The organism is Hydrogenophaga sp. SL48 (genome assembly GCF_021729865.1).
GTDB lineage: Bacteria > Pseudomonadota > Gammaproteobacteria > Burkholderiales > Burkholderiaceae_C > Hydrogenophaga.
Genome location: NZ_CP063400.1, coordinates 3,736,953 through 3,759,856, shown reverse-complemented (window position 1 = coordinate 3,759,856; position 22,904 = coordinate 3,736,953). Strand labels below are relative to the sequence as shown.

The 22,904-nt window shown below is 66.0% G+C and carries 20 protein-coding genes; 15 read left to right on the top strand and 5 right to left on the bottom strand.

What is annotated here, in order from left to right; all coding sequences use genetic code 11:
* Positions 1-49 precede the first annotated feature (49 nt).
* A complete protein-coding gene (locus IM738_RS17805) occupies positions 50-682 on the bottom strand; it encodes a YqiA/YcfP family alpha/beta fold hydrolase (protein ID WP_236962387.1) in 633 nt (210 codons plus the stop codon).
* A gap of 23 nt (positions 683-705) precedes the next feature.
* Here IM738_RS17805 and rodA point away from each other — a divergent pair, with 23 nt between their 5' ends.
* From rodA to IM738_RS17765, 8 genes are all read left to right on the top strand, one after another.
* Complete coding sequence (rodA, locus tag IM738_RS17800; protein WP_236962386.1) at positions 706-1,860, top strand: rod shape-determining protein RodA; 1,155 nt, start codon at positions 706-708, stop codon at positions 1,858-1,860.
* Positions 1,861-1,982: 122 nt separating this feature from the next.
* Positions 1,983-2,873 carry an NAD(P)-dependent oxidoreductase gene (locus IM738_RS17795; protein WP_236962385.1) on the top strand — a complete coding sequence of 297 codons (891 nt, stop codon included), beginning with the start codon at positions 1,983-1,985 and terminating at the stop codon, positions 2,871-2,873.
* An 80-nt stretch (positions 2,874-2,953) separates the two neighbouring features.
* Positions 2,954-4,414, top strand: coding sequence for a metalloprotease TldD (gene tldD, locus IM738_RS17790; protein WP_236962384.1), 1,461 nt, complete (start codon positions 2,954-2,956; stop codon positions 4,412-4,414).
* Between the two features lie 105 nt (positions 4,415-4,519).
* The gene (locus IM738_RS17785; RefSeq protein ID WP_236962383.1) at positions 4,520-5,392 is read left to right on the top strand and encodes a chromate resistance protein ChrB domain-containing protein; all 873 of its coding nucleotides are present in this window, start codon (positions 4,520-4,522) and stop codon (positions 5,390-5,392) included.
* Entirely contained in the window at positions 5,389-6,750 is a 1,362-nt protein-coding gene (gene chrA / locus IM738_RS17780; RefSeq protein WP_236962382.1) for a chromate efflux transporter, read from the top strand. Before IM738_RS17785 ends, chrA begins: the two co-directional genes overlap by 4 nt.
* Positions 6,751-6,965: 215 nt before the next feature.
* Positions 6,966-8,096, top strand: coding sequence for a 3-deoxy-7-phosphoheptulonate synthase (locus IM738_RS17775; protein WP_236962381.1), 1,131 nt, complete (start codon positions 6,966-6,968; stop codon positions 8,094-8,096).
* A 147-nt stretch (positions 8,097-8,243) separates the two neighbouring features.
* A complete protein-coding gene (locus tag IM738_RS17770; protein ID WP_236962380.1) occupies positions 8,244-9,305 on the top strand; it encodes a hypothetical protein in 1,062 nt (353 codons plus the stop codon).
* Positions 9,306-9,390: 85 nt separating this feature from the next.
* The gene (locus IM738_RS17765; protein ID WP_236962379.1) at positions 9,391-9,711 is read left to right on the top strand and encodes a hypothetical protein; all 321 of its coding nucleotides are present in this window, start codon (positions 9,391-9,393) and stop codon (positions 9,709-9,711) included.
* Between the two features lie 10 nt (positions 9,712-9,721).
* Here IM738_RS17765 and mpl read toward each other — a convergent pair whose 3' ends face one another.
* Entirely contained in the window at positions 9,722-11,188 is a 1,467-nt protein-coding gene (gene mpl / locus IM738_RS17760; protein ID WP_236962378.1) for a UDP-N-acetylmuramate:L-alanyl-gamma-D-glutamyl-meso-diaminopimelate ligase, read from the bottom strand.
* Between the two features lie 92 nt (positions 11,189-11,280).
* On the opposite strand from mpl, the gene IM738_RS17755 reads away from it, so the two are divergent.
* The 7 genes from IM738_RS17755 to IM738_RS17725 all read left to right on the top strand — a co-directional run bounded on the left by IM738_RS17755 (position 11,281) and on the right by IM738_RS17725 (position 17,594).
* On the top strand, positions 11,281-11,901 hold the full coding sequence (locus IM738_RS17755; protein ID WP_236962377.1) for a hypothetical protein: 621 nt from the start codon (positions 11,281-11,283) through the stop codon (positions 11,899-11,901).
* Positions 11,898-12,419, top strand: coding sequence for a TlpA disulfide reductase family protein (locus tag IM738_RS17750; protein ID WP_236962376.1), 522 nt, complete (start codon positions 11,898-11,900; stop codon positions 12,417-12,419). Before IM738_RS17755 ends, IM738_RS17750 begins: the two co-directional genes overlap by 4 nt.
* A gap of 256 nt (positions 12,420-12,675) precedes the next feature.
* Complete coding sequence (accB, locus tag IM738_RS17745; protein ID WP_236962375.1) at positions 12,676-13,140, top strand: acetyl-CoA carboxylase biotin carboxyl carrier protein; 465 nt, start codon at positions 12,676-12,678, stop codon at positions 13,138-13,140.
* A 14-nt stretch (positions 13,141-13,154) separates the two neighbouring features.
* The gene (gene accC / locus IM738_RS17740; protein ID WP_236962374.1) at positions 13,155-14,504 is read left to right on the top strand and encodes an acetyl-CoA carboxylase biotin carboxylase subunit; all 1,350 of its coding nucleotides are present in this window, start codon (positions 13,155-13,157) and stop codon (positions 14,502-14,504) included.
* Positions 14,505-14,547: 43 nt separating this feature from the next.
* The gene (gene prmA / locus IM738_RS17735) at positions 14,548-15,423 is read left to right on the top strand and encodes a 50S ribosomal protein L11 methyltransferase (RefSeq protein WP_236962373.1); all 876 of its coding nucleotides are present in this window, start codon (positions 14,548-14,550) and stop codon (positions 15,421-15,423) included.
* A 49-nt stretch (positions 15,424-15,472) separates the two neighbouring features.
* A complete protein-coding gene (locus tag IM738_RS17730; protein WP_236962372.1) occupies positions 15,473-16,681 on the top strand; it encodes a DUF3426 domain-containing protein in 1,209 nt (402 codons plus the stop codon).
* Between the two features lie 19 nt (positions 16,682-16,700).
* Complete coding sequence (locus IM738_RS17725; RefSeq protein WP_236962371.1) at positions 16,701-17,594, top strand: carbohydrate kinase family protein; 894 nt, start codon at positions 16,701-16,703, stop codon at positions 17,592-17,594.
* A 70-nt stretch (positions 17,595-17,664) separates the two neighbouring features.
* Here IM738_RS17725 and IM738_RS17720 read toward each other — a convergent pair whose 3' ends face one another.
* The 3 genes from IM738_RS17720 to IM738_RS17710 form a co-directional block, all read right to left on the bottom strand.
* Entirely contained in the window at positions 17,665-18,213 is a 549-nt protein-coding gene (locus IM738_RS17720; protein WP_236966351.1) for a histone, read from the bottom strand.
* Between the two features lie 220 nt (positions 18,214-18,433).
* Entirely contained in the window at positions 18,434-19,597 is a 1,164-nt protein-coding gene (locus tag IM738_RS17715) for a ribonucleotide-diphosphate reductase subunit beta (RefSeq protein ID WP_236962370.1), read from the bottom strand.
* A gap of 143 nt (positions 19,598-19,740) precedes the next feature.
* Positions 19,741-22,629 (bottom strand): ribonucleoside-diphosphate reductase subunit alpha, encoded by a 2,889-nt coding sequence (locus tag IM738_RS17710; protein ID WP_442908441.1) that lies wholly within the window; start codon positions 22,627-22,629, stop codon positions 19,741-19,743.
* Positions 22,630-22,904: the final 275 nt, after the last annotated feature.

Genomic DNA, 22,904 nt, shown 5'->3' with positions numbered 1-22,904 from the left:
GGGCAGGATTGTCCCATGGACCCGAGGACCGACCCGCCGTCCAGAGGTGTCAGTCTTTCAGGTTCAGAAAGTCAAACAGCCCGTCGATGTGCCGATCGAAATCACTGATCGCGTGATCTCCGCCCGGCAGCAGCTTCACGTCGCCGCCGGCACAGAAATCGAGCATCTCGCGCCAGTCGAGCACCTCGTCGTCCCGCGAGACGATGGCATACAGGTTCTGCGGCGTGGTCGGCGACAGGGGGCGCAGGCGGTTGATGTCGGCCGCCAGCGCCGACAGCTCGTCCACGAACGCCAGCTGGAAATAGAAGCGCTGTCCGGGGTCGTGCCAGGCGCTGTGCTCGCCGATGTGGCGCGCCAGGTCACGCTGCGGAAACGCCGCCGGGTTGAGCAGGGCGGCCCGGCAACCCGTCTGCAGCGCCAGCCAGCGCGCGTAAAACCCGCCCAGCGAAGAGCCGACCACCGCCATGCCCTCACGTGGCCAGCCGGCGACCCATTGCTGCAGCCCCTGCGCGGCCTCGCGGGGCGAGGGCGGCAGTTGCGGACAGCACCAGACCACCCCCGGGTGCCGTTCGGCCACCCGGGCCGCGACCTGCTGCGCCTTGGCCGACCGGGGCGACGAACGAAAGCCATGCAGGTACAGCAGGTGGGTGGTGGCGGGAGGAGGGGTGGTCGGGCGGGTCATGGGCGAAGGATAATCGGGCGCTCATGGCCGCCGTATTCGACAAACCCACCCTTTTGCAACGCATCACCCCGATCTTTCAGGGGTTTGACGGGCTGCTCGCGCTGGCCGTGCTGATTCTGGCGGGCGCGGGCCTGATGACGATGTACTCGGTGGGCTTTGACCACGGCACGCGGTTCGTCAACCACGGCCGCAACATGATGCTGGCCGCGGTCGTTCTGTTCTTCGTGGCCCAGGTGCCGCCGCAGCGGCTGATGGCGCTGGCGGTGCCCATGTACACCCTCGGGGTGGCTCTGCTGCTCGCGGTGTTTCTTTTTGGCATCCAGAAGAAGGGTGCGCAGCGCTGGCTCAACGTGGGCATCGTGATCCAGCCCAGCGAGCTGATGAAGGTGGCCATGCCACTGATGCTGGCCTGGTGGTTCCAGCGTCGCGAGGGGCAGCTGTCGCCGCTGGACTTCGCGGTGGCGGCGCTGTTGCTGGCGGTGCCGGCGGCGCTCATCCTCAAGCAGCCCGACCTGGGCACGACCCTGCTGGTGCTGGCCTCGGGCCTGGCGGTGATCTTTTTCGCCGGACTGAGCTGGAAGCTCATCATCCCGCCGGTGCTGATTGCTGTGGCCGGTGTCGTGGTGCTGATCGTCATGGAGCCGCAATGGTGCGCGCCCGATGTGGACTGGAAGGTGTTGCACGAGTACCAGCGCCAGCGTGTCTGCACGTTGCTCGATCCGTCCAAGGACCCGCTGGGCAAGGGGTTTCACATCATCCAGGGCATGATCGCCATCGGCTCCGGCGGGGTCTGGGGCAAGGGCTTCATGCAGGGAACGCAGACCCACCTGGAGTTCATCCCCGAGCGCACCACCGACTTCATCTACGCCGCGTTCTCCGAGGAGTTCGGGCTGGTGGGCACGCTGGCGCTGATGCTGGCGTTCATTTTCCTCATCGTGCGCGGGCTGACCATCGCGCTCGAAGCGCCGACCCTGTTTGCCCGGTTGCTCGCCGGGGCCATGACGCTCAACATCTTTGTCTACGCCTTTGTGAACATGGGCATGGTCAGCGGCATCCTGCCGGTGGTGGGCGTTCCGCTGCCGTTCGTCAGCTACGGTGGCACCGCCATGGTGACCATGGGTGTGGGGCTGGGCATCCTGATGTCCATCGCCAAATCCAAGCGGCTGATGCAGTCGTGACGGGCGATGACCCCCACGCTCCGCCGCTGCGCGGGTCGCTGCCCCCCGAGGGGGCTGACCTCGCTCGGGAGCGGCCCTTCGCTGCGGTCGCTGGCCCCCACACTCCGCCGCTGCGCGGGCCGTTGCCCACGGTCCAGGTTGCGGTGGTCGGTGCCGGCAACATGGGCGGCGCGATGGTTGCGCGCCTGTGTGAACTGGGTTGGTCGGTGGTCGTGTGCGACATCGACCCCTTGCGCCAGCAGCAGGCGCTGGAGGCGGGTGCCCATCTCGCCGACACGCCTGACACCGCTGCCCGGGCATTGAAGACAGACGGTGTGCTGATCGTCTGCGTGGTCGACGCCAGCCAGTCGCACCAGGTGTTGTTCGGCGAACACGGCGCGGGCCCGGCGCTGCAACCCGGCCAGGTGGTGATGCTGTGCCCCACCATTTCCCCGCAGGACACCGAGGCGCTGGCCTCGGTACTGGCCGAGCGGGGCGTCGGCTGCATCGACGCACCGATGTCCGGCGGCCCGGCCCGGGCGCGCGACGGCAGCATGAGCCTGATGGTGGCCGCGCCGACGGCGCTGCTGGCGCGCCACGCCGCCCTGCTGGACGCGCTGTCATCGAAGGTGTTTCGCCTTGGCGAGCGCGTGGGTGATGGCGCGCGCACGAAGCTGGTCAACAACCTGCTGGCGGGCATCAACCTCGTGGGCGCGGCCGAGGCGCTGGCGCTGGCCGACCGCCTGGGCCTGGACCTGGGCACGACGCTGGACGTGATCGAGCAGTCCAGCGGTCAGAGCTGGATCGGATCCGACCGCATGCGCCGGGCCATCGCAGGCGACCTCGCGCCGCGCGCCCACGTGACCCTGCTCGAAAAAGACACCCGGCTTGCGGTGGTGGAAGCGCAAGAGGCGGGCTTCAATGGCCCGCTGGGCGCTGCGGCGGCCGGTGTCTTCGCCCAGGCCCACGCGGCGGGCATGGCTGAGCTGGACGACGCCGCCTTGCTGCCCCTGCTGCGGCAGACCGGCCGCTGATCCACACGCCGCGCCCGGCTCACCGGTCACCAAGACCACGCGCCCAGCGCGTGGACCCCACCCTTCATACAATGGCCCCCATGATTGCTCGCGAACCCACCCTTGCCCGCCTCGCCACCGCCGAAAACCTGCTGCTCACGCCCTACGGGCTGAACACCTCCCTGCTGCACAAGGCGCTGGGTGAAATCATGTCGCACGGCGTCGACGATGCCGACCTCTATTTCCAGACCACGCGCAGCGAGGGCTGGAGCCTGGAGGAGGGCATCGTCAAGACTGGCAGCTTCAGCATCGACCAGGGCGTCGGCGTGCGCGCGGTCAGCGGTGAAAAGACGGCCTTCGCCTACTCGGACGACCTGTCATGGGACTCGCTGATCGACGCGGCGCGCACCGTGCGCTCCATTTCCGGCCAGGGCCAGAGTCGCAAGGTCCGCAGCCCGGCGGCCAAAGTGTCGAAATCTCGCTCGCTTTACCCGGGCCTGGACCCGATCGCCACGCTCGACAGCACCGCCAAGGTGGCGCTGCTGGAAACCGTGGAAAAACTCGCCAAGGCCAAGGACCCGCGCGTGGTGCAGGTCATGGCCGGTCTGGCCGCCGAACACGACGTGGTGCTGATCGCCCGTGCCGACGGCACCCTGGCCGCCGACGTGCGGCCGCTGATTCGCCTGTCCGTGACGGTGATCGCCGAGCAGAACGGCCGCCGCGAGGTGGGCAGTTCGGGCGGCGGCGGCCGTTTCGGGCTCGCCTACTTTGACGAGGCCATGGTGCAGTCTTATGTGGACGAAGCCGTGTCTTCGGCCCTGACCAACCTCGACGCCCGCCCCGCGCCCGCCGGCGAAATGACCGTGGTGCTCGGCCCGGGCTGGCCCGGCATCCTGCTGCACGAAGCGGTGGGCCATGGCCTGGAGGGTGACTTCAACCGCAAGGGCTCCAGCGCGTTCGCCGGCCGCATCGGCCAGCGCGTGGCGGCCAAGGGCGTGACCGTGCTCGACGACGGCACCATCGCCGACCGCCGCGGCTCGCTCAACGTCGATGACGAAGGCCACACCTCGCAAAAGAACGTGCTGATCGAAGACGGCATCCTGCGTGGCTACATCCAGGACGCCATGAACGCGCGCCTGATGGGTGTCAAGCCCACCGGCAACGGCCGCCGCGAGAGCTACGCCCACGTGCCCATGCCGCGCATGACCAACACCTACATGCTGGGCGGCGACAAGAGCGCCGAGGAAATCGTGGCCAGCATGAAGAAGGGGCTGTACGCCACCAACTTCGGTGGTGGTCAGGTCGACATCACCAGCGGCAAGTTCGTGTTCTCCGCCAGCCAGGCCTACTGGGTGGAAAACGGGCAGATCCAGTACCCGGTGAAAGGCGCCACGCTGGTCGGTAGCGGCCCCGAGTCGCTCAAGAAGATCAGCATGATCGGCAACGACATGCGGCTGGACAGCGGCGTGGGCACCTGCGGCAAGGAAGGCCAGAGCGTGCCCGTGGGCGTGGGCCAGCCGACGCTGCGCATCGACGGCCTGACGGTCGGCGGCACGGCCTGAGATCGGATAGCATCTTCTGTATCGGGAACACAGCCTCCCGAGTTCCTTCGGGAATAGACGGTTTCCGTCCAAGTGCTGGCCACCTCCTCATGTGGAGCGCCAACCATGGAAACCGTTGAATTGAACCCCAGCCACGCCATCAGCCCCAGCGCCTTCGTGGCGCTCTTGGGCCAGCCCGACACCCCTCTGATCCTGGACGTGCGTCGCACCGAGCGCTTTGAGCTGAGCCCCGCGCTGCTGCCGTTGGCGCAGCACGTGGCCCCTGACAGCCTGGGCACCTGGCTGGGCGACCGTCCCCCGCAAGCGGCCGTCGTGTGCTGCGTGTACGGTCACGAGGTCAGCCAGCACGCCGCTGCCCGGTTGCGCGACGCGGGCTGGGATGCTCGCTACCTGCTGGGCGGCATCGAGGGCGGTGAGGCCGGCGTGGACAGCCCCGCGCTGTTGCAGGCGCTGGGCGCATCGCCGGTGCCGCTGGTGCGCAAGCGCCCTGACCTGGGCGTCACCGGCGCCGGCGGTTCCCGGTGGATCACACGGGCACGCCCCAAGATCGACCGCATCGCCTGCCCCTGGCTGATCCGCCGTTTCATCGACCGCGAGGCTGTTTTTTTCTACGTGCCCACCGCCGAGGTGCTGGCGCAGGCCGAGCAGCGCCAGGCCGTGGCTTTCGACATCCCCGGGGCGCCGATGTCTCACGAGGGGGAGTGCTGCAGCTTCGATGCCTTGCTCTGCGCCTTCGGCCTGAGCCTGCCAGCGCTCGACCTGTTGGCCGTGATCGTGCGCGGGGCCGACACCGACCGGCTGGAGCTGGCCGCGCCCGCTGCGGGTTTGCTGGCGGTGTCGCTGGGCATGTCGCGCCGGCACGCCGACAACGACCACGCCATGCTGGAGGCCATGATGCCGGTGTACGACGCCCTCTACGCTTGGTGCGTGGATCAGGTCGGGGGTCACGCCGAAACCCACAACTGGAGACCTGAATGACAGTGCCGCGCCACGTGAATTTCTGGGAGGCCCTGCGCTTCTGGCTCAAGCTGGGCTTCATCAGCTTCGGTGGCCCGGCCGGTCAGATCGCCGTCATGCACCGCGAACTGGTGGAGCAGAAGCGCTGGATCAGCGAGCAGCGCTTCCTGCACGCGCTGAACTACTGCATGCTGCTGCCCGGCCCCGAGGCGCAGCAGCTCGCCACCTACATCGGCTGGCTGCTGCACCGCACCTGGGGCGGTGTGGTGGCGGGTGTGCTGTTCGTGCTGCCGTCGCTGCTGATCCTGATCGGCCTGAGCTGGGTCTATGTGGTCCATGGCCAGGTGGCCTGGGTCGCGGGACTGCTGTACGGCATCAAGCCGGCGGTGGCGGCGCTGGTCTTGCAGGCGGTGCACCGCATGGGCAGCAAGACGCTGCGACACCCGCGGCGCGCGCCGCTGCTGTGGGCCGTGGCGGTGGGGAGTTTTCTGGCCCTGGCCGTTTTTGGGGTGCCGTTTCCCTTGGTCGTGCTGGCGGCCGCCCTGGTGGGCTGGCTGGGTGGCCGCTGGGTGCCGGACCAGTTTGCGCGCACCGGCGGCGGGCATGCCGCAGCCGCCACCACCGCCGCCCATCAGCCCGCGGTGATCGACGACCACACGCCCACACCGGACCACGCACGCTTCAGCCGCGCGCGCCTGCTGCGGGTGTTGTCGGGCGGTGCCGTGTTGTGGGCACTGCCCATGGGTGCACTGGTGGCGTGGAAGGGCTGGACGGGCACGCTCGCCGCCATGGGCTGGTTTTTCACCAAGGCGGCGTTGCTCACCTTCGGCGGGGCCTACGCGGTGTTGCCCTATGTGTACCAGGGCGCGGTGGTGGAGCACGGCTGGCTGCTCGGGCCGCAGATGATCGACGGCCTCGCGCTGGGCGAAACCACGCCGGGGCCGCTGATCATGGTGGTGGCCTTTGTGGGGTTCCTCGGTGGCTGGGGGCAGCAGGTGCTGGGGCCGGACGCGCTGTTTCTGGGCGCGGCGCTGGCGGCGCTGGTGGTGACCTGGTTCACTTTCCTGCCCTCGTTCATCTTCATCCTCGCGGGCGGCCCGCTGGTGGAAAGCACGCACGGCAAGTTGCATTTCACCGCGCCCCTGACCGCGATCACGGCGGCGGTGGTGGGGGTGATCGCGAGCCTGGCGCTGTTCTTCCTGGTTCATGTGGCCTACCCGTCGGGCACGGCCGGCGGATGGCTCCGCCCGGACTGGGCAGCGCTGGTCCTGGTGGCGTTTGCCGCGGTGGCGCTGATCCGTTTCAAGCAGGGCGTGATCCGGGTGATCGTGGCTTGCGCGTTGGCCGGCTGGGCCTGGCGCAGCCTCTATGGGGGTTGACGCGTAAGGCGGTTGTCATGGCCCCTGTGCTACATTGCGCCTCTATGCTGACGCGCTCTGCCATCTTTTTTGGTTTTTACTTTTGGTTCTCAGTCCCCGGCGGACGAGAGGCCACGGTGTAAGCGCAACGCAACCGAACCTCCCAAAACCGCCGGGCCCGACGCCCGGCGGTTTTTTTTTGCCACTTTTTTTTCGCCAACCCGAGGAGTTCCGTGATGACCGCCAAAGCCACCCCCGTCAGCGCCGATGCCTGGCATGCACGTTCTGTCGACAAAACCAGCCAGACCGACGACGAACGCATCAAGGACATCACCGTGCTCCCGCCTCCCGAACACCTGATCCGCTTCTTCCCCATCGGCGGCACGCCGGTGGAAGGCCTCATCAGCCAGACGCGCCAAGCCATCCACAACATCCTGCGCGGCAAGGACGACCGCCTGCTGGTGGTCATCGGCCCGTGCTCGATCCACGACCCGGCCGCCGCGCTGGACTACGCGCGCCGCCTGAAGCCCCTGCGCGACCAGTACGCCGACACGCTGGAAATCGTGATGCGTGTCTACTTCGAAAAGCCACGCACCACGGTCGGCTGGAAGGGCCTGATCAACGACCCCTACCTGGACGAGAGCTACCGCATCGACGAAGGCCTGCGCATCGCGCGCCAGTTGCTGATCGACATCAACCGCATCGGTTTGCCGGCTGGCAGCGAGTTCCTGGACGTGATCTCGCCGCAGTACATCGGCGACCTGATCGCCTGGGGCGCCATCGGCGCGCGCACGACCGAGAGCCAGGTGCACCGCGAGCTGGCCTCGGGGCTGTCGGCGCCGATCGGTTTCAAGAACGGCACCGACGGCAACATCCGCATCGCCACCGACGCCATCCAGGCGGCCGCGCGCGGGCACCATTTCCTGTCGGTGCACAAGAACGGTCAGGTCGCCATCGTGCAGACCAACGGCAACAAGGACTGCCACGTCATCTTGCGCGGCGGCAAGGCGCCCAACTACGACGCCACCCACGTGGCGGCCGCGGTCAAGGATCTGGAGGCCGCCAAGCTCACGCCGCGCCTGATGGTGGACTGCAGCCACGCCAACAGCAGCAAGCAGCACGAAAAGCAGCTGGATGTGGCGCGCGACATCGCGGCCCAGATCGAAGGCGGCTCGAAGAGCGTGTTCGGCGTGATGATCGAAAGCCACATCGAGGCTGGCGCACAGAAATTCACACCAGGGAAGGACGACGTCGGCCGGCTGACCTATGGTCAGAGCATCACCGATGCCTGTCTGGGCTGGGGCGACTCGCTGACGGCGCTGGAGGTGCTGTCCCGGGCGGTGGAGCGTTCGCGCGCGGGTTGCTGACGGGGCCTGCACGACAGCCGGTGGGGTGCCCGGCGGGCTGTGTGCATCGTTTGATATTCCGGCGAGGGGGTCGATGTTCTAATTGATGGCCGCTCGGTTGCAGTGGGTGCAGCCTGGGGCGTCGACACGTTGCAGATGGGGGTTGGTGTGGAGCAGCCAGTTCTGGGGTTGGGTCTGTTGGGCTTTTCCGAGCAGATGGGCGTGCGCCTGCAGACATGGGCGGCCCAGACGCCCTCCGGATGGCCCGAGTGGCGCACCTGCGACCCGCACCTGGCCGACGCCTGGATGATCGCTGGCGACGCGGTGGAGGTGCTGGGGCGCGACGAGGTGGTGATCCGCCACCCGCACGGCAGCGACGAACGCCTGACGCTCAACCGCGTCGAGGTGGACCGGCCACTGGCCTTTGCTGCACCGCTGCCGGAAGGTTTTGCATCTGCGGAGTTTTTTGAGGCCGACAGCGAAGCCAGTGTGCGCCAGCGGCTGCAACGTTTCGAGGCCTGGTTGCGCCCGCTGCGCAGCCAGTTCGCCCTGGGTGCCCTGCTGGTGGAGCAGCTGAGCGCCTGCCGTTCAGGGGATGTGGTTCACGTGACCCTCTCCGGCAAGCTGCTCGCCGTCATCGACATCCAGCGCTGGCAGGCCGCGCTGCTGATTCCCGCCCGCCCGGTCGACCTGTCGATGGCCGAGTGGGTGCATGGGCCCGCCTTGTCCAAAGACATTCCTCCGTCGTTCATCCGCTTGCCGCTGCACCGCGTGATGTGGACCTACGCTGTGCGCACCCGGCGCGACGTGCTGCCCAGGCGTTACAGGGAGCAGCGTCTGTACCTGCGACGGGTGCCGCGACTGCCCGCGCATTGGTTTGACGAGATTCACCTCTCCCTGATGCGAGAACTCATGGCCCGTCCGGCCAGTTTCTCCCAGTTGCTGGAACGCACTGGCTGGCCCGACCACGAGCTGGCACGCCACATCGGCGCGCTTTACCACGCGGGCGGGCTGACCACCGACCCTGACAGTGCGCGTCGGGCCGAAACAGAAACCCGCCGCGCCATGGTGGCACTGCGGTTTGACCAGGCCGACCGCGAATCCGAACTGCAAACCCACCACGGACAATCGGAAATGATGGGTCCCTCCAGCATCTTGCGCGAGGCGGTGCATTCGCCCTTGCGCGTGTCCACCGGCAAAACCGGGCAGGACAGCGTTCGCGGGCCCTGAAGCCGTCCCTCCGCCGCGGTGCTTCCGCACCATCGATCCTGTTGTCCGTGATATCGATATCACGCCGTGTCCAAGGAGTTCCCGAATGCGCAGTCAAGTCACCGTGACCTGGGGTGAGTCATCCACCCACCGTTTTGATCTCGACGAGGTCCAGCCCATGCCGCACGACCAGGCCCGGGCCTGGCTGGACGAGCAGTTCACCGCGCTGGACTGCGAGCCCATTCGCCTGACCGGCAAGGTGCTGACCGCCGACAAGATTCTGGCGGTCGCGCAGGCGGTGGGCCAGGATCACTTCCGCGAGCCCGCCCATCGCGAGTGGGCCATGGGTTTTGCCCGTGCCGCCAGCGCGGCGCTGGCCAAGCCCGTGGTGGTGGTGGATCTGGCGACGATGTCGCTGGGTTACTGACCCCAGCGCGTCAGCGCAACGCCGTCAGCAGGCGGGCGTGCACCCCGCCGAAGCCGCCGTTGCTCATGCAGACGATGTGATCGCCGCCGCGCGCGGCCGACACGACCTGACCCACCAGCTCGTCGATGTTGTGGGCAACATGGGCTTGTTCTCCCATGGGCAGCAGCGCGTCCGCAGCGTCCCAGTCGAGCCCGCCGGCGTGACAGAACGCCAGGTCGGCCGCTTCCAGGCTCCAGGGCAGCTGCGATTTCATCGTGCCCAGTTTCATGGTGTTGCTGCGCGGTTCGAACACGGCCAGGATGCGTCCACCCGATGCCTGGAGCCGGCGCCGCAAGCCGTCGAGCGTGGTGCGGATGGCCGTGGGGTGGTGGGCAAAATCGTCGTACACCGTGATCGGCAGGCCGTCGCGCATCACCGTTCCACGAACCTCCATGCGGCGCCGCACATTCACGAACCGGCCCAGGGCCGCAGCGGCATCGGCGGGCGCCACGCCCACGTGCTGGGCCGCCGCGATCGCCGCCAGGGCGTTGAGCTGGTTGTGCACGCCGGTGAGCGCCCACTCCACTCGGGCGACGCGCTGGCCGCGCTCCAGCACGTCGAACGCGTGGGGCTCGCCCAAGGCGGTGAAGTCACTGACCGCCGCGCCAAAGCTGCGCACCTCGCTCCAGACGCCTTGATGCAGCACCCGGTCCAGGCTCTCTTCCAGGCCGTTGACGACCACCCGCCCCGAAGGCGGCACGGTGCGCAGCAGGTGGTGAAACTGGCGTTCGATGGCCGCCAGGTCGTCGAAGATGTCGGCGTGGTCGAACTCCAGGTTGTTCAGCACCGCCGTGCGCGGGCGGTAATGCACGAACTTGCTGCGTTTGTCGAAGAAGGCGGTGTCGTACTCGTCGGCTTCGATGACGAAGAGAGGACGGCAGGACGGCGGGGCGCTCTGCTCCGTGTCCCCCGCCCGCTGCGCGGGCTCCTCCTTGACCTGCGCAGAGCGCCCCGCCGCCCCGCCGCCCAAGCTCGCTGACACCCCGAAGTTCATCGGTACGCCTCCCACCAGAAAGCCCGGTTGCAGCCCGTTGGCTTCCAGCACCCAGGCCAGCATGGCGGTGGTGGTGGTTTTGCCGTGGGTGCCGGCCACGGCCAGCACGTGACGGCCCTGCAACACGTGTTCGGCCAGCCACTGTGGGCCGCTGGTGTAGGGCGCGCCCGCCTCCAGGATGGCTTCCATGAGGGGGAACTTCGGCGTGCCATCGGACAGGCGGGCGCGGCTGACCACGTTGCCCACCACGTACACGTCGGGTTGAAGGCCCATCTGGTCGGCGGCAAAACCCTCGATCAGGTCGATACCGAGTGCCCGCAGCTGGTCGCTCATGGGCGGGTAGACCCCGGCGTCGCAGCCGGTCACGCGGTGGCCCGCTTCACGTGCGAGGGCGGCCAGACCGCCCATGAAGGTGCCGCAAATGCCCAGGATGTGTATATGCATGCGGCGATTTTAGGCGGGGCCCGGCCCTGGCCGGTGAGGGGGCAGTGGCACGCCGGAGCGCCCTGGGGCCGCCTGCGAGGCACAATCGCGGCATGGACGTGTTTCGAGCAGATCAGACCGATGAAATCGCCGCCGTGGCGGCGCGCTTCGTGGTGGAAGAAGGACTGGAGTACGCCGCGGCCAAACGGCGTGCGGGCAAACAAATGGGCTTGTCCACGCGCGCGCCCTGGCCCGACAACGCGGCGATGGACGCCGCTGTGCGTGAGTACATTCACCTGTTTTGCGCCGACACCCAGCCTGTGGAGTTGCAGGCCCTGCGCGAGCTGGCCCTGGTCTGGATGGAGCGACTCGCCGTGTTTCACCCCCATGTGGGCGGAGCGGTCTGGCACGGCACCGCCACGCGGCACAGCGACATCTATATCCAGCTGTATTGCGACGATGCCAAGTCCGCCGAGTGGACCCTGCTGGACCATGGGGTGGAGTACCACCCCGGCTCGGTCAATGGCTGGAAGGGGGAGCCCGTGGATGCGCTGACCGTGCGATGCCGCTGCGAGGCGCTGGGGCAGTGGGCGCTGGTGCACCTGCTGGTGCAGGACCGCGACGACGTCCGGGGGGCGCTCAAGCCCGATGCCCAGGGCCGGCGTCCGCGCGGCGACGCGAACGACCTGAGGGCGCTCTTGTCGGCGCCGGTGGAGCGGGGGAACAACGCATGATGCGACGGCGTCTCTGGATGGGCGGGGTGGCGGCTGGCGCCATGGCCGCCGGTGCGGGCGTTGCTTGGTGGCGCTTGCGGCCGGGCGAACCGATGTCGGGTGCGGAGGCGGCTTTCTGGGCCACGGAATTGCCGGGCTTGCAGGGTGAAGCCGTCGCATTGAAACGGTTTCTGGGCCGGCCCCTGCTTGTGAATTTCTGGGCCACCTGGTGCCCGCCGTGTGTTGAAGAGCTGCCCATGGTCAATGCTTTCTACCGCGCCAACGAACCTGCCGGCTGGCAGGTGCTGGGCCTAGCGGTGGACCAGGCGGCTCCAGTGCGCAGCTTTTTGCAGCGTTTGCCACTGGATTTCCCCGTCGCCTTGGCCGGGCTGGCGGGAACCGAGTTGGGCCGCAGTCTGGGCAACGCCAGTGGGGGGCTGCCGTTCACCGTGGTGTTCGGTGCCGACGGGACCGTGATGCACCGCAAGCTCGGCAAGCTGAGCGAGTCGGACCTCTCGCTGTGGGCGGGTCTGGTCTGAAAGGCCATGGCCAGCGAGGCCGTTGGTCTGCTGGGTGGATGTGGTGAACCGCGTTGAAAAGCGGTTAAAGTTCTTTCAACTTGTGTCCGTGCGTGGACCGAATGGCCCCTCGAACGTCGGCTGTCGAGGGTGATGAACGGTGTGCCACCCGATTCAACCCTCGTGTACACTGCGCACCCCGGCGGATTGTTCAGCCTTGATTTCAATGAAATTGAGTGAAGTTGAATCAATTTGACCGCATTTCGTTGGAGAAATCATGGATTTGAGAAAACTGAAGACGCTGATCGATCTGGTGTCCGAATCGAACGTGTCCGAACTGGAAATCACCGAAGCGGAAGGCAAAGTGCGCATCGTCAAGAGCGCGCCCGTCGGCATGGCCGCTCCGGTCACCTACGCCATGGCCCCTGTGGCCGCGCCCGCAGCACCGTTGGTGGCTGCTGCACCGGCCGAAGCGGTTCCTGCTGCCGCAGCTCCGGCCGGACCGGTGGGCCACACCGTCAAGTCGCCCATGGTCGGCACCTTCTACCGTGCCTCCAGTCCCGGTGCGAAACCCTTCGTGGAGGTCGGTGACAGCATCAAGGAAGGCGAAACGATCTGCATCGTCGAGGCGATGAAGATCCTCAACGAGATCGAAGCCGACAAGAGCGGCACCGTCACCCAGATCCTGGTGGAGAACGGCCAGGCGGTGGAGTATGGCCAGCCGCTGTACGTGATCGAATAAGCGACCGAACGCCCATGTTCAAGAAAATCCTGATCGCCAACCGCGGCGAGATTGCCCTCCGGGTGCAACGCGCCTGCCGCGAAATGGGCATCAAGGCCGTCATGGTCTACTCAGAGGCCGACCGCGACGCCAAATACGTGAAGCTCGCGGACGAGGCCGTCTGCATTGGTCCGGCGCAGTCGGCGCAGAGCTACCTCAGCATGCCCGCCATCATCTCGGCCGCCGAAGTCACGGACGCCGAGGCGATTCACCCTGGCTACGGGTTCCTGTCCGAAAATGCCGATTTTGCCGAGCGCGTGGAGCAAAGTGGCTTCACCTTCATTGGCCCCACGCCCGAATCGATCCGTCTGATGGGTGACAAGGTGTCGGCCAAGCAGGCCATGATCCGCGCCGGCGTGCCCTGCGTGCCCGGCTCGGAAGGTGCTCTGCCGGCCGACCCGGTGGTGATCAAACGCACCGCCAAAACGATCGGCTACCCGGTCATCATCAAGGCGGCGGGTGGTGGCGGTGGTCGCGGCATGCGTGTGGTGCACACCGAAGCGGCCCTGCTGCACGCGGTGCAGACCACCAAGGCCGAAGCCGGGGCTGCCTTTGGCAACCCCGAGGTGTACATGGAGAAGTTTCTCCAGAACCCGCGCCACATCGAGATCCAGATCATGGCCGACACGCACCGCAACGCGGTGTACCTCGGCGAGCGCGACTGCTCCATGCAGCGGCGCCACCAGAAGGTGATCGAAGAAGCGCCGGCGCCGGGCATTCCGCGCCGCCTGATCGAGAAGATCGGCGAGCGCTGCGCGGCGGCGTGCAAGAAGATCGGCTATCGGGGGGCGGGTACTTTCGAGTTCCTGTTCGAGAACGGTGAGTTCTATTTCATCGAGATGAACACCCGCGTGCAGGTGGAACACCCGGTGACGGAGTGGATCACTGGTGTGGACATTGTGCGCACCCAGATCGCGGTGGCCGCCGGCGAAAAACTGCCGTTCACGCAGCGCCAGGTGCAGTTGCGCGGCCACGCCATCGAGTGCCGCATCAACGCGGAAGACGCCTACAAGTTCACGCCTTCGCCCGGCCGCATCACCACCTGGCACATGCCCGGTGGCCCGGGGGTGCGTGTGGACTCGCATGCGTACACCAACTACTTCGTGCCGCCGAACTACGACTCCATGATCGGCAAGCTGATCGTGCACGGCGACACGCGCGAGCAGGCCCTGGCCCGAATGCGCACGGCGCTGGCCGAAGCGGTGGTGGAGGGCATCAAGACCAACATCCCGCTGCACCGTGAGCTGATGGTGGACGCCAGCTTCGTGGCCGGCGGCACCAACATCCACTACCTGGAAGAGTGGCTCTCCCAACGTGAACGCTGATCTTGCTTGCCAGACCCAGCCGCCGGCTGGGTCTCTTTTTGAGTTGGTCCTGCTCGTCCCAGAGGCCGGCGTCGAGCCGGTCAGCGACGCGCTGGTCGAACTCGATGCGCTGAGCGTCTCGGTGGAGGATGCCGATGCCCTGACACCGTCCGAGCAGGCCCTGTTTGGCGAACCGGGCATGCCCGCGCCGAAGGCGGGCTGGAACCGTTCGCGGGTGGTGGCGCTGTTCCCCACTGAAGCCGGTGCGCGCGAAGCCGCGGCGCTGCTGGTGTTTCAGGATTTTTTCGAGGGTTGTGAGGTGCTGGGCGTGCAGGCCGTGGCCGAGCAGGACTGGGTGCGCCTGACGCAATCCCAGTTCGACCCGGTGGAAATCACGCCCACGTTCTGGATCGTGCCCACCTGGCATGAGCCGCCAGCTGCGGCGCGCGAGGTGATCCGGCTGGATCCGGGGCTGGCGTTCGGCACCGGAACGCACCCGACCACGCGCATGTGCCTGCGCTGGACCGCCCACCATGGCGTTGAGGGCAAGCGTGTGCTGGATTACGGCTGTGGTTCGGGCATCCTGGCGATCGGCGCGGCCAAGTTCGGTGCGACGGACATCGTGGCGGTCGACATCGACCCGGCCGCTGTGGAATCGACGCGACTCAATGCCAGCGCCAACCATGTGAGCCTGCAATCGGGGTTGCCCGATCAGGCCCGGGGGCAGTTCGACATCGTGCTCGCCAACATCCTGGCCACACCGCTCAAGGTGCTCGCTCCGCTGCTCTGTGAGCACGTGCGCGCTGGTGGTCGCCTGGTGATGGCCGGCATTCTTTCGCGTCAGGCCGACGAGCTGAAAGAGGCTTACGCGCCTTGGGTGTCCCTCTCGGTCAGCGACGAAGAGGACGGCTGGATCCTGATGACGGCCGAGAAGCCCTGAGCGGGTGGGCGGGCGCGGATCGCGCCGGGCCGCCTGCAATAATCGGCGCATGAGTTACACCACCCGCTGCCCGGCCTGCGGAACGATGTTCAAGGTCGTTCCCGACCAGCTCAAGATTTCCGACGGCTGGGTGCGTTGTGGTCATTGCGCCGATGTGTTCGACGCCACCTTGTACCTGGAGGGTGAGGCTGCACCCGCACCCGTGCCAGAGCCAGAGCCAGAGCCGGTGTCTGCTCCTGCGGTACCTGCACCTTCGGTGGCGCCCGACCCAGCGCCGATGGCGCAGTCGCACGCCTTGCTTGCGGGGGGAGAGGACGGTGAGGGCGACTGGTTGCTGGAACCCAACCCCTGGCGGTCTGAGCCCGATCCGGCCGAAGCCTGGACGACGGCCGAGTTTCAGGCCCTGGAGAAGCTGCTTGAGGACCGCACAGCGCTGGAAGCGGATGTTTGGCTTCCCGCGTCCGGACCGGTGGAAGTCCTGGATGGGTCGCCGGCGCCATCATCCGCCGCCGGGCTGAAAACATCACCCGAGTTTGCGGATGAACTCAAGCAGTTCGCCAGCGGTGCATCCAAGGCCCAGGTGGTGTCCAAAGAGCCTGACACCACGCAAGTGCCGGTACCTGTGCCGGAGCCGGTGCCTGCCGCCACAGTGAGCGAGACCGCCCCCGTTGCGGGGAGCCCGGCGCCCGCCACGCTGCCTCAGGCGACGCCGGTGGAACCCTTGGATCCGGTGGTGTCCGAGCCCGGATTTGTCCGTCAGGCGCGCCGCAAGGCCTTTTGGCGTTCACCGTTGATGCGCAGCCTGCTGACGTTGGCATCGGTGCTGCTGGCGTTGCTGCTGTCGATGCAGTGGGCGGTTCAGAACCGCGACCGGCTCGCCGCCCAATACCCGGCCGCAGTGCCCTGGCTCACCAGCCTGTGCCGTCCTTTTGCCTGCGAGGTGGGGCCTGTGCGCCGCATCGAGTCGGTGGTGATCGACAGCTCCAATCTCGTGCGACGCCTGGGCAGTTTTTATTCATTCGATCTGGTGCTCAAGAACAGCGCGTCGATGGCGGTCGCTGTGCCGGCATTGGAATTGAGCCTGACCGACACGCGGGATGCCGTCATTGCGCGTCGGGTATTCTTGCCCGACGAATTGCCTGGTGCGCCTGCGCTGTTGCCACCCCAGGGTTCCTTGTCCATGAGTCTTCGCTTGTCCATTGCCGACAGCGGGGTCTCGTCCATGACTGGCTACCGCGCCTTGGTCTTCTATCCCTGAACTTCACCCTTCCCCTTTCATGTCCATCCTCATTTGTGGCTCCCTGGCCTTCGACACCATCATGACGTTTGAGGGGCGCTTCGCCGAGCAGATCCTGCCGAGCCAGCTGCACATCCTCAACGTGTCGTTCCTGGTGCCGGGTCTGCGCCGTGAGTATGGGGGGTGTGCGGGCAACATTGCCTATGGTCTGCGCCAGCTTGGGTCCCCTGCCGTGCCGCTGGCCATGGTGGGCAATGACGCGCAGGACTATCTGAGGCGGCTGCAAGGCCTTGGGGTGGACACGCGCTTCATCGGCACGACGTCGGACAACTACACGGCGCAGGCCATGATCATGACCGACCGAGACAACAACCAGATCACCGCTTTTCACCCGGGCGCCATGTCCGATGCCCATGCGAATGTGGTCCCGACCGATGCCGACATCCGTCTGGCCATTGTCTCGCCCGATGGCCGTGACGCCATGCTTTCGCACGCCGAGCAGTTGCACTCCGCGGGCATTCCTTTTGTGTTCGATCCGGGCCAGGGCCTGCCCATGTTCAACGGCGACGAGTTGACGCACTTCATCGAGCTCGCGAGTTGGGTCACGGTCAACGACTACGAAGGCCAGATGCTGTGTGATCGCACCGGTCTGAGCTTTGAATCCATCGCGGCGCAGGTCAAAGGCCTGATCGTCACGCTGGGTGCGCAAGGGTGCGAGGTCTGGGAGCAGGGCAGCAAGACCCTGGTGCCTGGTGTGACCGCGACCGAGGTCGTCGATCCGACCGGGTGCGGCGATGCCTTCCGTGCCGCCCTGTTGCACGGCCTGGCGCAGGGCTGGGGGCTGGCACGTTGCGCTGATCTGGGCAATCGCATCGGCGCCACCAAAATCGCCAGCCGTGGCGGTCAGAACTACCGCTTCAGCAGCGCGGACTGAGCGGCAGAATTTCAGACACAAAAAAGCCCGACGCTTTCACGTCGGGCCAGGTGTCATCTCAAAGACGACTTCAGGGCTTGCTGGACGTGGGAAACGGCCAGGCAGCCTGAGGGTTCAGCTTGGTCTGAGCTGCAGGTGCCGCTGGGGCTGCCGGCTTCTTGGCCGGCTCAGCTTTTTTTGCTGGGGCTGCCTTTTTGACGGCGGCTTTTTTGGCCGGTGCGGCTTTCTTCGCGGGGGCTGCGGCTTTCTTCGCCGGGGCTGCCTTCTTCACGACGGCGGCTTTTTTGGCCGGTGCGGCTTTCTTCGCGGGGGCCGCGGCTTTCTTCGCCGGGGCTGCCTTTTTCACGACGGCTTTTTTGGCCGGTGCGGCTTTCTTTGCCGGGGCTGCCTTCTTCACGACGGCGGCTTTTTTGGCCGGTGCGGCTTTCTTCGCCGGGGCTGCCTTCTTCACAGCGGCGGCTTTTTTGGCCGGTGCGGCTTTCTTCGCCGGGGCTGCCTTCTTCACGACGGCGGCTTTTTTGGCCGGTGCGGCTTTCTTCGCCGGGGCTGCCTTCTTCACAGCGGTGGTCTTTTTAGCCGGAGCGGCCTTCTTGGCCGGGGCTTTTTTCGCAGTTGCCATTGTTTTCTCCTTGATCAAGTTGCAAAGAGCACTTCAACCGGCAAGGTGCCAGCCAAGTGATTCAATGCCCTGGGTTCGCGTGAATGCATCCACGACAGACCCCAAGACCCTGAATGCGGTGACAAAGCCCTGCAGGCCGTACGGGAGCGCGGGCAGCAGGGCTTTGATGTGACGACGGACATGGTGTGAACGAGAGAAGGGCAGGCCGGGCGACTGAGGGTCAGTCCCAGGACAGCGCGCCTCCCGATTGGTATTCGATCACCCGGGTTTCAAAGAAATTGCGTTCCTTCTTGAGGTCGATCATCTCGCTCATCCAGGGGAACGGGTTCTCTTCATTCGGGAACATCGGTTCCAGGCCGATCTGTGTGGCGCGCCGGTTGGCGATGTAGCGCAGGTAGCCTTTGAACATGGAGGCGTTCATGCCGAGCACGCCGCGCGGCATGGTGTCTTCGGCGTAGCGGTATTCGAGCTCGACGGCCTTGATGAACAGCGCCTTGATTTCGGCCTTGAAGTCGGCCGTCCACAGCAACGGATTCTCCATCTTGATCGCGTTGATCAGGTCGATGCCGAAGTTGCAGTGCATGGACTCGTCGCGCAGGATGTACTGGTACTGCTCGGCGGCACCGGTCATCTTGTTCTGGCGGCCCAGCGCCAGGATCTGCGTGAAGCCGACGTAGAAGAACAGGCCCTCCATCAGGCAGGCGAAGACGATCAGGCTCTTGAGCAGGCGCTGGTCGGTCTCGGGCGTGCCGGTGTGGAAGTTCGGGTCCATGATCGCTTCGATGAAGGGGATCAGGAACTGGTCCTTGTCGCGGATCGACTGGACTTCGTTGTAGGCGTTGAAGATCTCGGACTCGTCCAGACCCAGCGACTCCACGATGTACTGGTAGGCGTGCGTGTGGATCGCTTCTTCGAACGCCTGACGCAGCAGGAACTGCCGGCACTCGGGCGCCGTGATGTGGCGGTAGGTGCCCAGCACGATGTTGTTGGCGGCCAGCGAGTCGGCGGTGACGAAGAAGCCGAGGTTGCGTTTGACGATGCGACGCTCGTCTTCGGTCAGGCCGTTGGGGTCTTTCCAGAGCGCGATGTCGCGGCTCATGTTCACTTCCTGCGGCATCCAGTGGTTGGCGCAGGTGGCGAGGTATTTTTCCCAGGCCCACTTGTACTTGAACGGCACCAGCTGGTTGACGTCGGTCTGGCCGTTGATGATGCGTTTGTCGGCTGCGTTGACGCGGTGAGCGCCCTGCGTGGCCTTGGGTGCAATCAAAGCGGGAGATGGATTTGTCGCGGAGGACAGTGACGCTTGCACACCCGGCATGTGAGGTGGCAGGGGAATCGATGCGGGCTTCGAGGAGGGAGTAACTTGATCGTCCCAGGTCAACATAGGTGTGTCCAATTCGGTGGATTATCGAAGTGTCTGCATGAAATGCAAAGGACTCATGCGTGCGATGAATGTTTTGTGTTGCGGTGTCGCATCGAATGCGCGACGTTCGACACCACAACACACGCATGCATCACATGCAGAGCTCATTGGCAGGCTTCGCAACCGGGGTCGTCGATGGCGCAGAACTTGATGTCGGTGGCGGGTTCGACATCCACCGCAGCGACCGCGGGTGCGCTCATCGCGACCTCGTTGCCGTGCACCGACACCGCGTTGAGCTGACCGGTGCGGCCTGTGGACTTCTCTGCTTGCGTGGCCGAGGTGGTGCGCAGGTAGTAGGTGGTCTTGAGACCACGCAACCACGCGAGCTTGTAGGTGTCGTCGAGCTTCTTGCCCGAGGCGCCGGCCATGTAGATGTTCAGGCTCTGCGCCTGGTCGATCCACTTCTGGCGCCGAGCCGCGGCTTCCACCAGCCACAGGGGTTCCACTTCGAACGCGGTCGCGTACAGCGCCTTCACATCTTGCGGCACGCGGTCGATGGGTCGCAGCGATCCGTCGAAGTGCTTGAGGTCCATGACCATCACGTCGTCCCACAGGCCGAGGCGCTTGAGGTCTTTGACCAGGTAGCTGTTGATGACGGTGAACTCGCCCGAGAGGTTGGACTTGACCGAGAGGTTGCCGAAGCAGGGCTCGATGGACGCGTCCACGCCGATGATGTTGGAGATGGTCGCGGTCGGAGCGATGGCCACGCAGTTGGAGTTGCGCATGCCATCGGTGGCGATCTTCTGGCGCAGCGCGTCCCAGTCCAGGCTGCTGCCACGGTCCACGTCCACATAACCGCCGCGTTCGCGAGAGAGCAGGTCGAGCGTGTCGGGCGGCAGGATGCCCTGGTCCCACAGCGAGCCTTTGTAGCTGGCGTAGCGACCGCGCTCGCGGGCCAGTTCGGTCGAGGCCCAGTAGGCGTGATAGCAGATCGCTTCCATCGAGCGGTCGGCGAACTCGACCGCTTCATTGGAGGCGTAGGGGATGCGCAGTTCGTACAGCGCGTCCTGGAAGCCCATCAGGCCCAGGCCCACCGGACGGTGGCGCATGTTGGAATCGCGCGCCTTCTTGACCGCGTAGTAGTTGATGTCGATCACGTTGTCGAGCATGCGCATCGCGGTCTTGATCGTCTTCTGCAGCTTCTGATGATCGACGCCGCCGTCCTTTAGATGCTTGAGCAGGTTGATCGAGCCCAGGTTGCAGACCGCGGTTTCGGTGTCGCTGGTGTTGAGCGTGATCTCGGTGCAGAGGTTGGAGCTGTGCACCACGCCGGCGTGCTGCTGCGGTGAGCGGACATTGCAGGCGTCCTTGAAGGTGATCCAGGGGTGGCCGGTTTCAAACAGCATGGTGAGCATCTTGCGCCAGAGGTCCGACGCGGGCACCTTGCGGCTGGGCTTGATCTCGCCGCGTTCGGCCTTGGCTTCGTAGGCCACGTAGGCCGTCTCGAAGTCGGCGCCGAACAGGTCGTGCAGGTCGGGCACGTTGTTGGGCGAGAACAGGGTCCAGTCACCCTTCTCCATCACGCGCTTCATGAACAGGTCGGGAATCCAGTTCGCGGTGTTCATGTCGTGCGTGCGGCGGCGGTCGTCGCCGGTGTTCTTGCGCAGCTCCAGGAACTCCTCGATGTCGAGGTGCCAGGTTTCCAGGTAGGTGCAGACCGCGCCCTTGCGCTTGCCGCCCTGGTTCACCGCGACGGCGGTGTCGTTCACCACTTTCAGGAACGGCACCACACCTTGAGACTCACCGTTGGTGCCCTTGATGTGGGCGCCCAGGGCGCGCACGCGGGTCCAGTCGTTGCCGAGGCCGCCGGCGAACTTGGACAGCAGCGCGTTTTCCTTGATCGACTCGTAGATGCCGTCCAGGTCGTCGGGCACGGTGGTCAGGTAGCAGCTGGAGAGCTGCGAGCGCAGCGTGCCGGCGTTGAACAGCGTGGGCGTGGACGACATGAAGTCGAACGAGGACAGCACCTCGTAGAACTCGATGGCACGCGCCTCGCGGTCGATCTCGTTCAGCGCCAGGCCCATGGCCACGCGCATGAAGAAGGCCTGCGGCAGCTCGATACGCGACTTGCGCACGTGCAGGAAGTAGCGGTCGTACAGCGTCTGCAGGCCCAGGTAGTCGAACTGCAGGTCGCGCTCGGGCTTGAGCGCGGCGCCCAGTCGGGCCAGGTCGAACTGCTGCAGCTTCTCGTCGAGCAGCTCGTTCTGCACGCCCTTCTTGATGAACTGCGGAAAGTACTCGGCGTAGCGCGCGCCCATGTCGCTGGACGGCACTTCTTCACCGATCACTTCCTTGACGATGGTGTGCAGCAGCAGGCGCGCGGTGGCGTAGGTGTAGTCCGGGTCTTTTTCGATCAGGGTGCGGGCGGCCAGGATGGAAGCCTTGTAGACCTCTTCGATCGGCACGCCGTCGTACAGGTTGCGCTTGGTTTCGGCGACGATGGGGTCGGCCTTGACGTCTTTGCCCAGGCCTTTGCAGGCGTCTTCGATCAGGTGCTGCAGGCGGCCCAGGTCGAGCGGCACGCGCTGACCACCGTCCATCACGTGCAGCAGGGCTTCGGCCGGTTTGGCGGCTTCGGCCTGGTGGGCACGCTCCTGGGTGCGGCGCTCGCGGTACAGCACATAGGCGCGGGCCACTTCGTGGTGACCGCCGCGCATCAGGCCCAGCTCCACATGGTCCTGTACGTCTTCGATGTGGAAGGTGCCGCCGCCGGGGCGCGAGCGCATCAGGGCTCGCACCACGGTCTGGGTCAGCGCGTCCACCGTTTCGCGCACGCTGGCCGACGCTGCACCTTGCGTGCCGTGCACCGCGAGGAAGGCCTTCATCAGGGCCACGGCGATCTTGCTGGGCTCGAAGGACACCACGGCGCCGTTGCGGCGAATGATCTGGTAGTGGGCAAAGACCGAGGTCGGGCCTTCCGTCTGCGCGGCAGGGCTGCCGCCGTGCATCGCTTGGGACGGGGAGTGGGACGGGGTGGATGGTGCGATCTGCATGGGTCCTCTTGCTTTCGTTTGTTTTGTGTCACTGGCCTTTGTGCGCAAAGGCGGGTGGCTGGGTTGGGCCGGATCGGTCGGTGCTGTCGGGGCGGTGCGCTGGGCAATGTGCCGTCAGGGCCGGTTCGACAGGATGACTGGTTTGGCGCAGCGCACACTATATCTGGTGTGTTGGGCCTCTTCAAGCCACTACCTGTAGTGTTTGCTGAAAATAGTGCCTGCCTCGAAACGGTGCCGTTTCGTCAGGTAAAAAGGGTGGCCGGATCCGTGCGAAA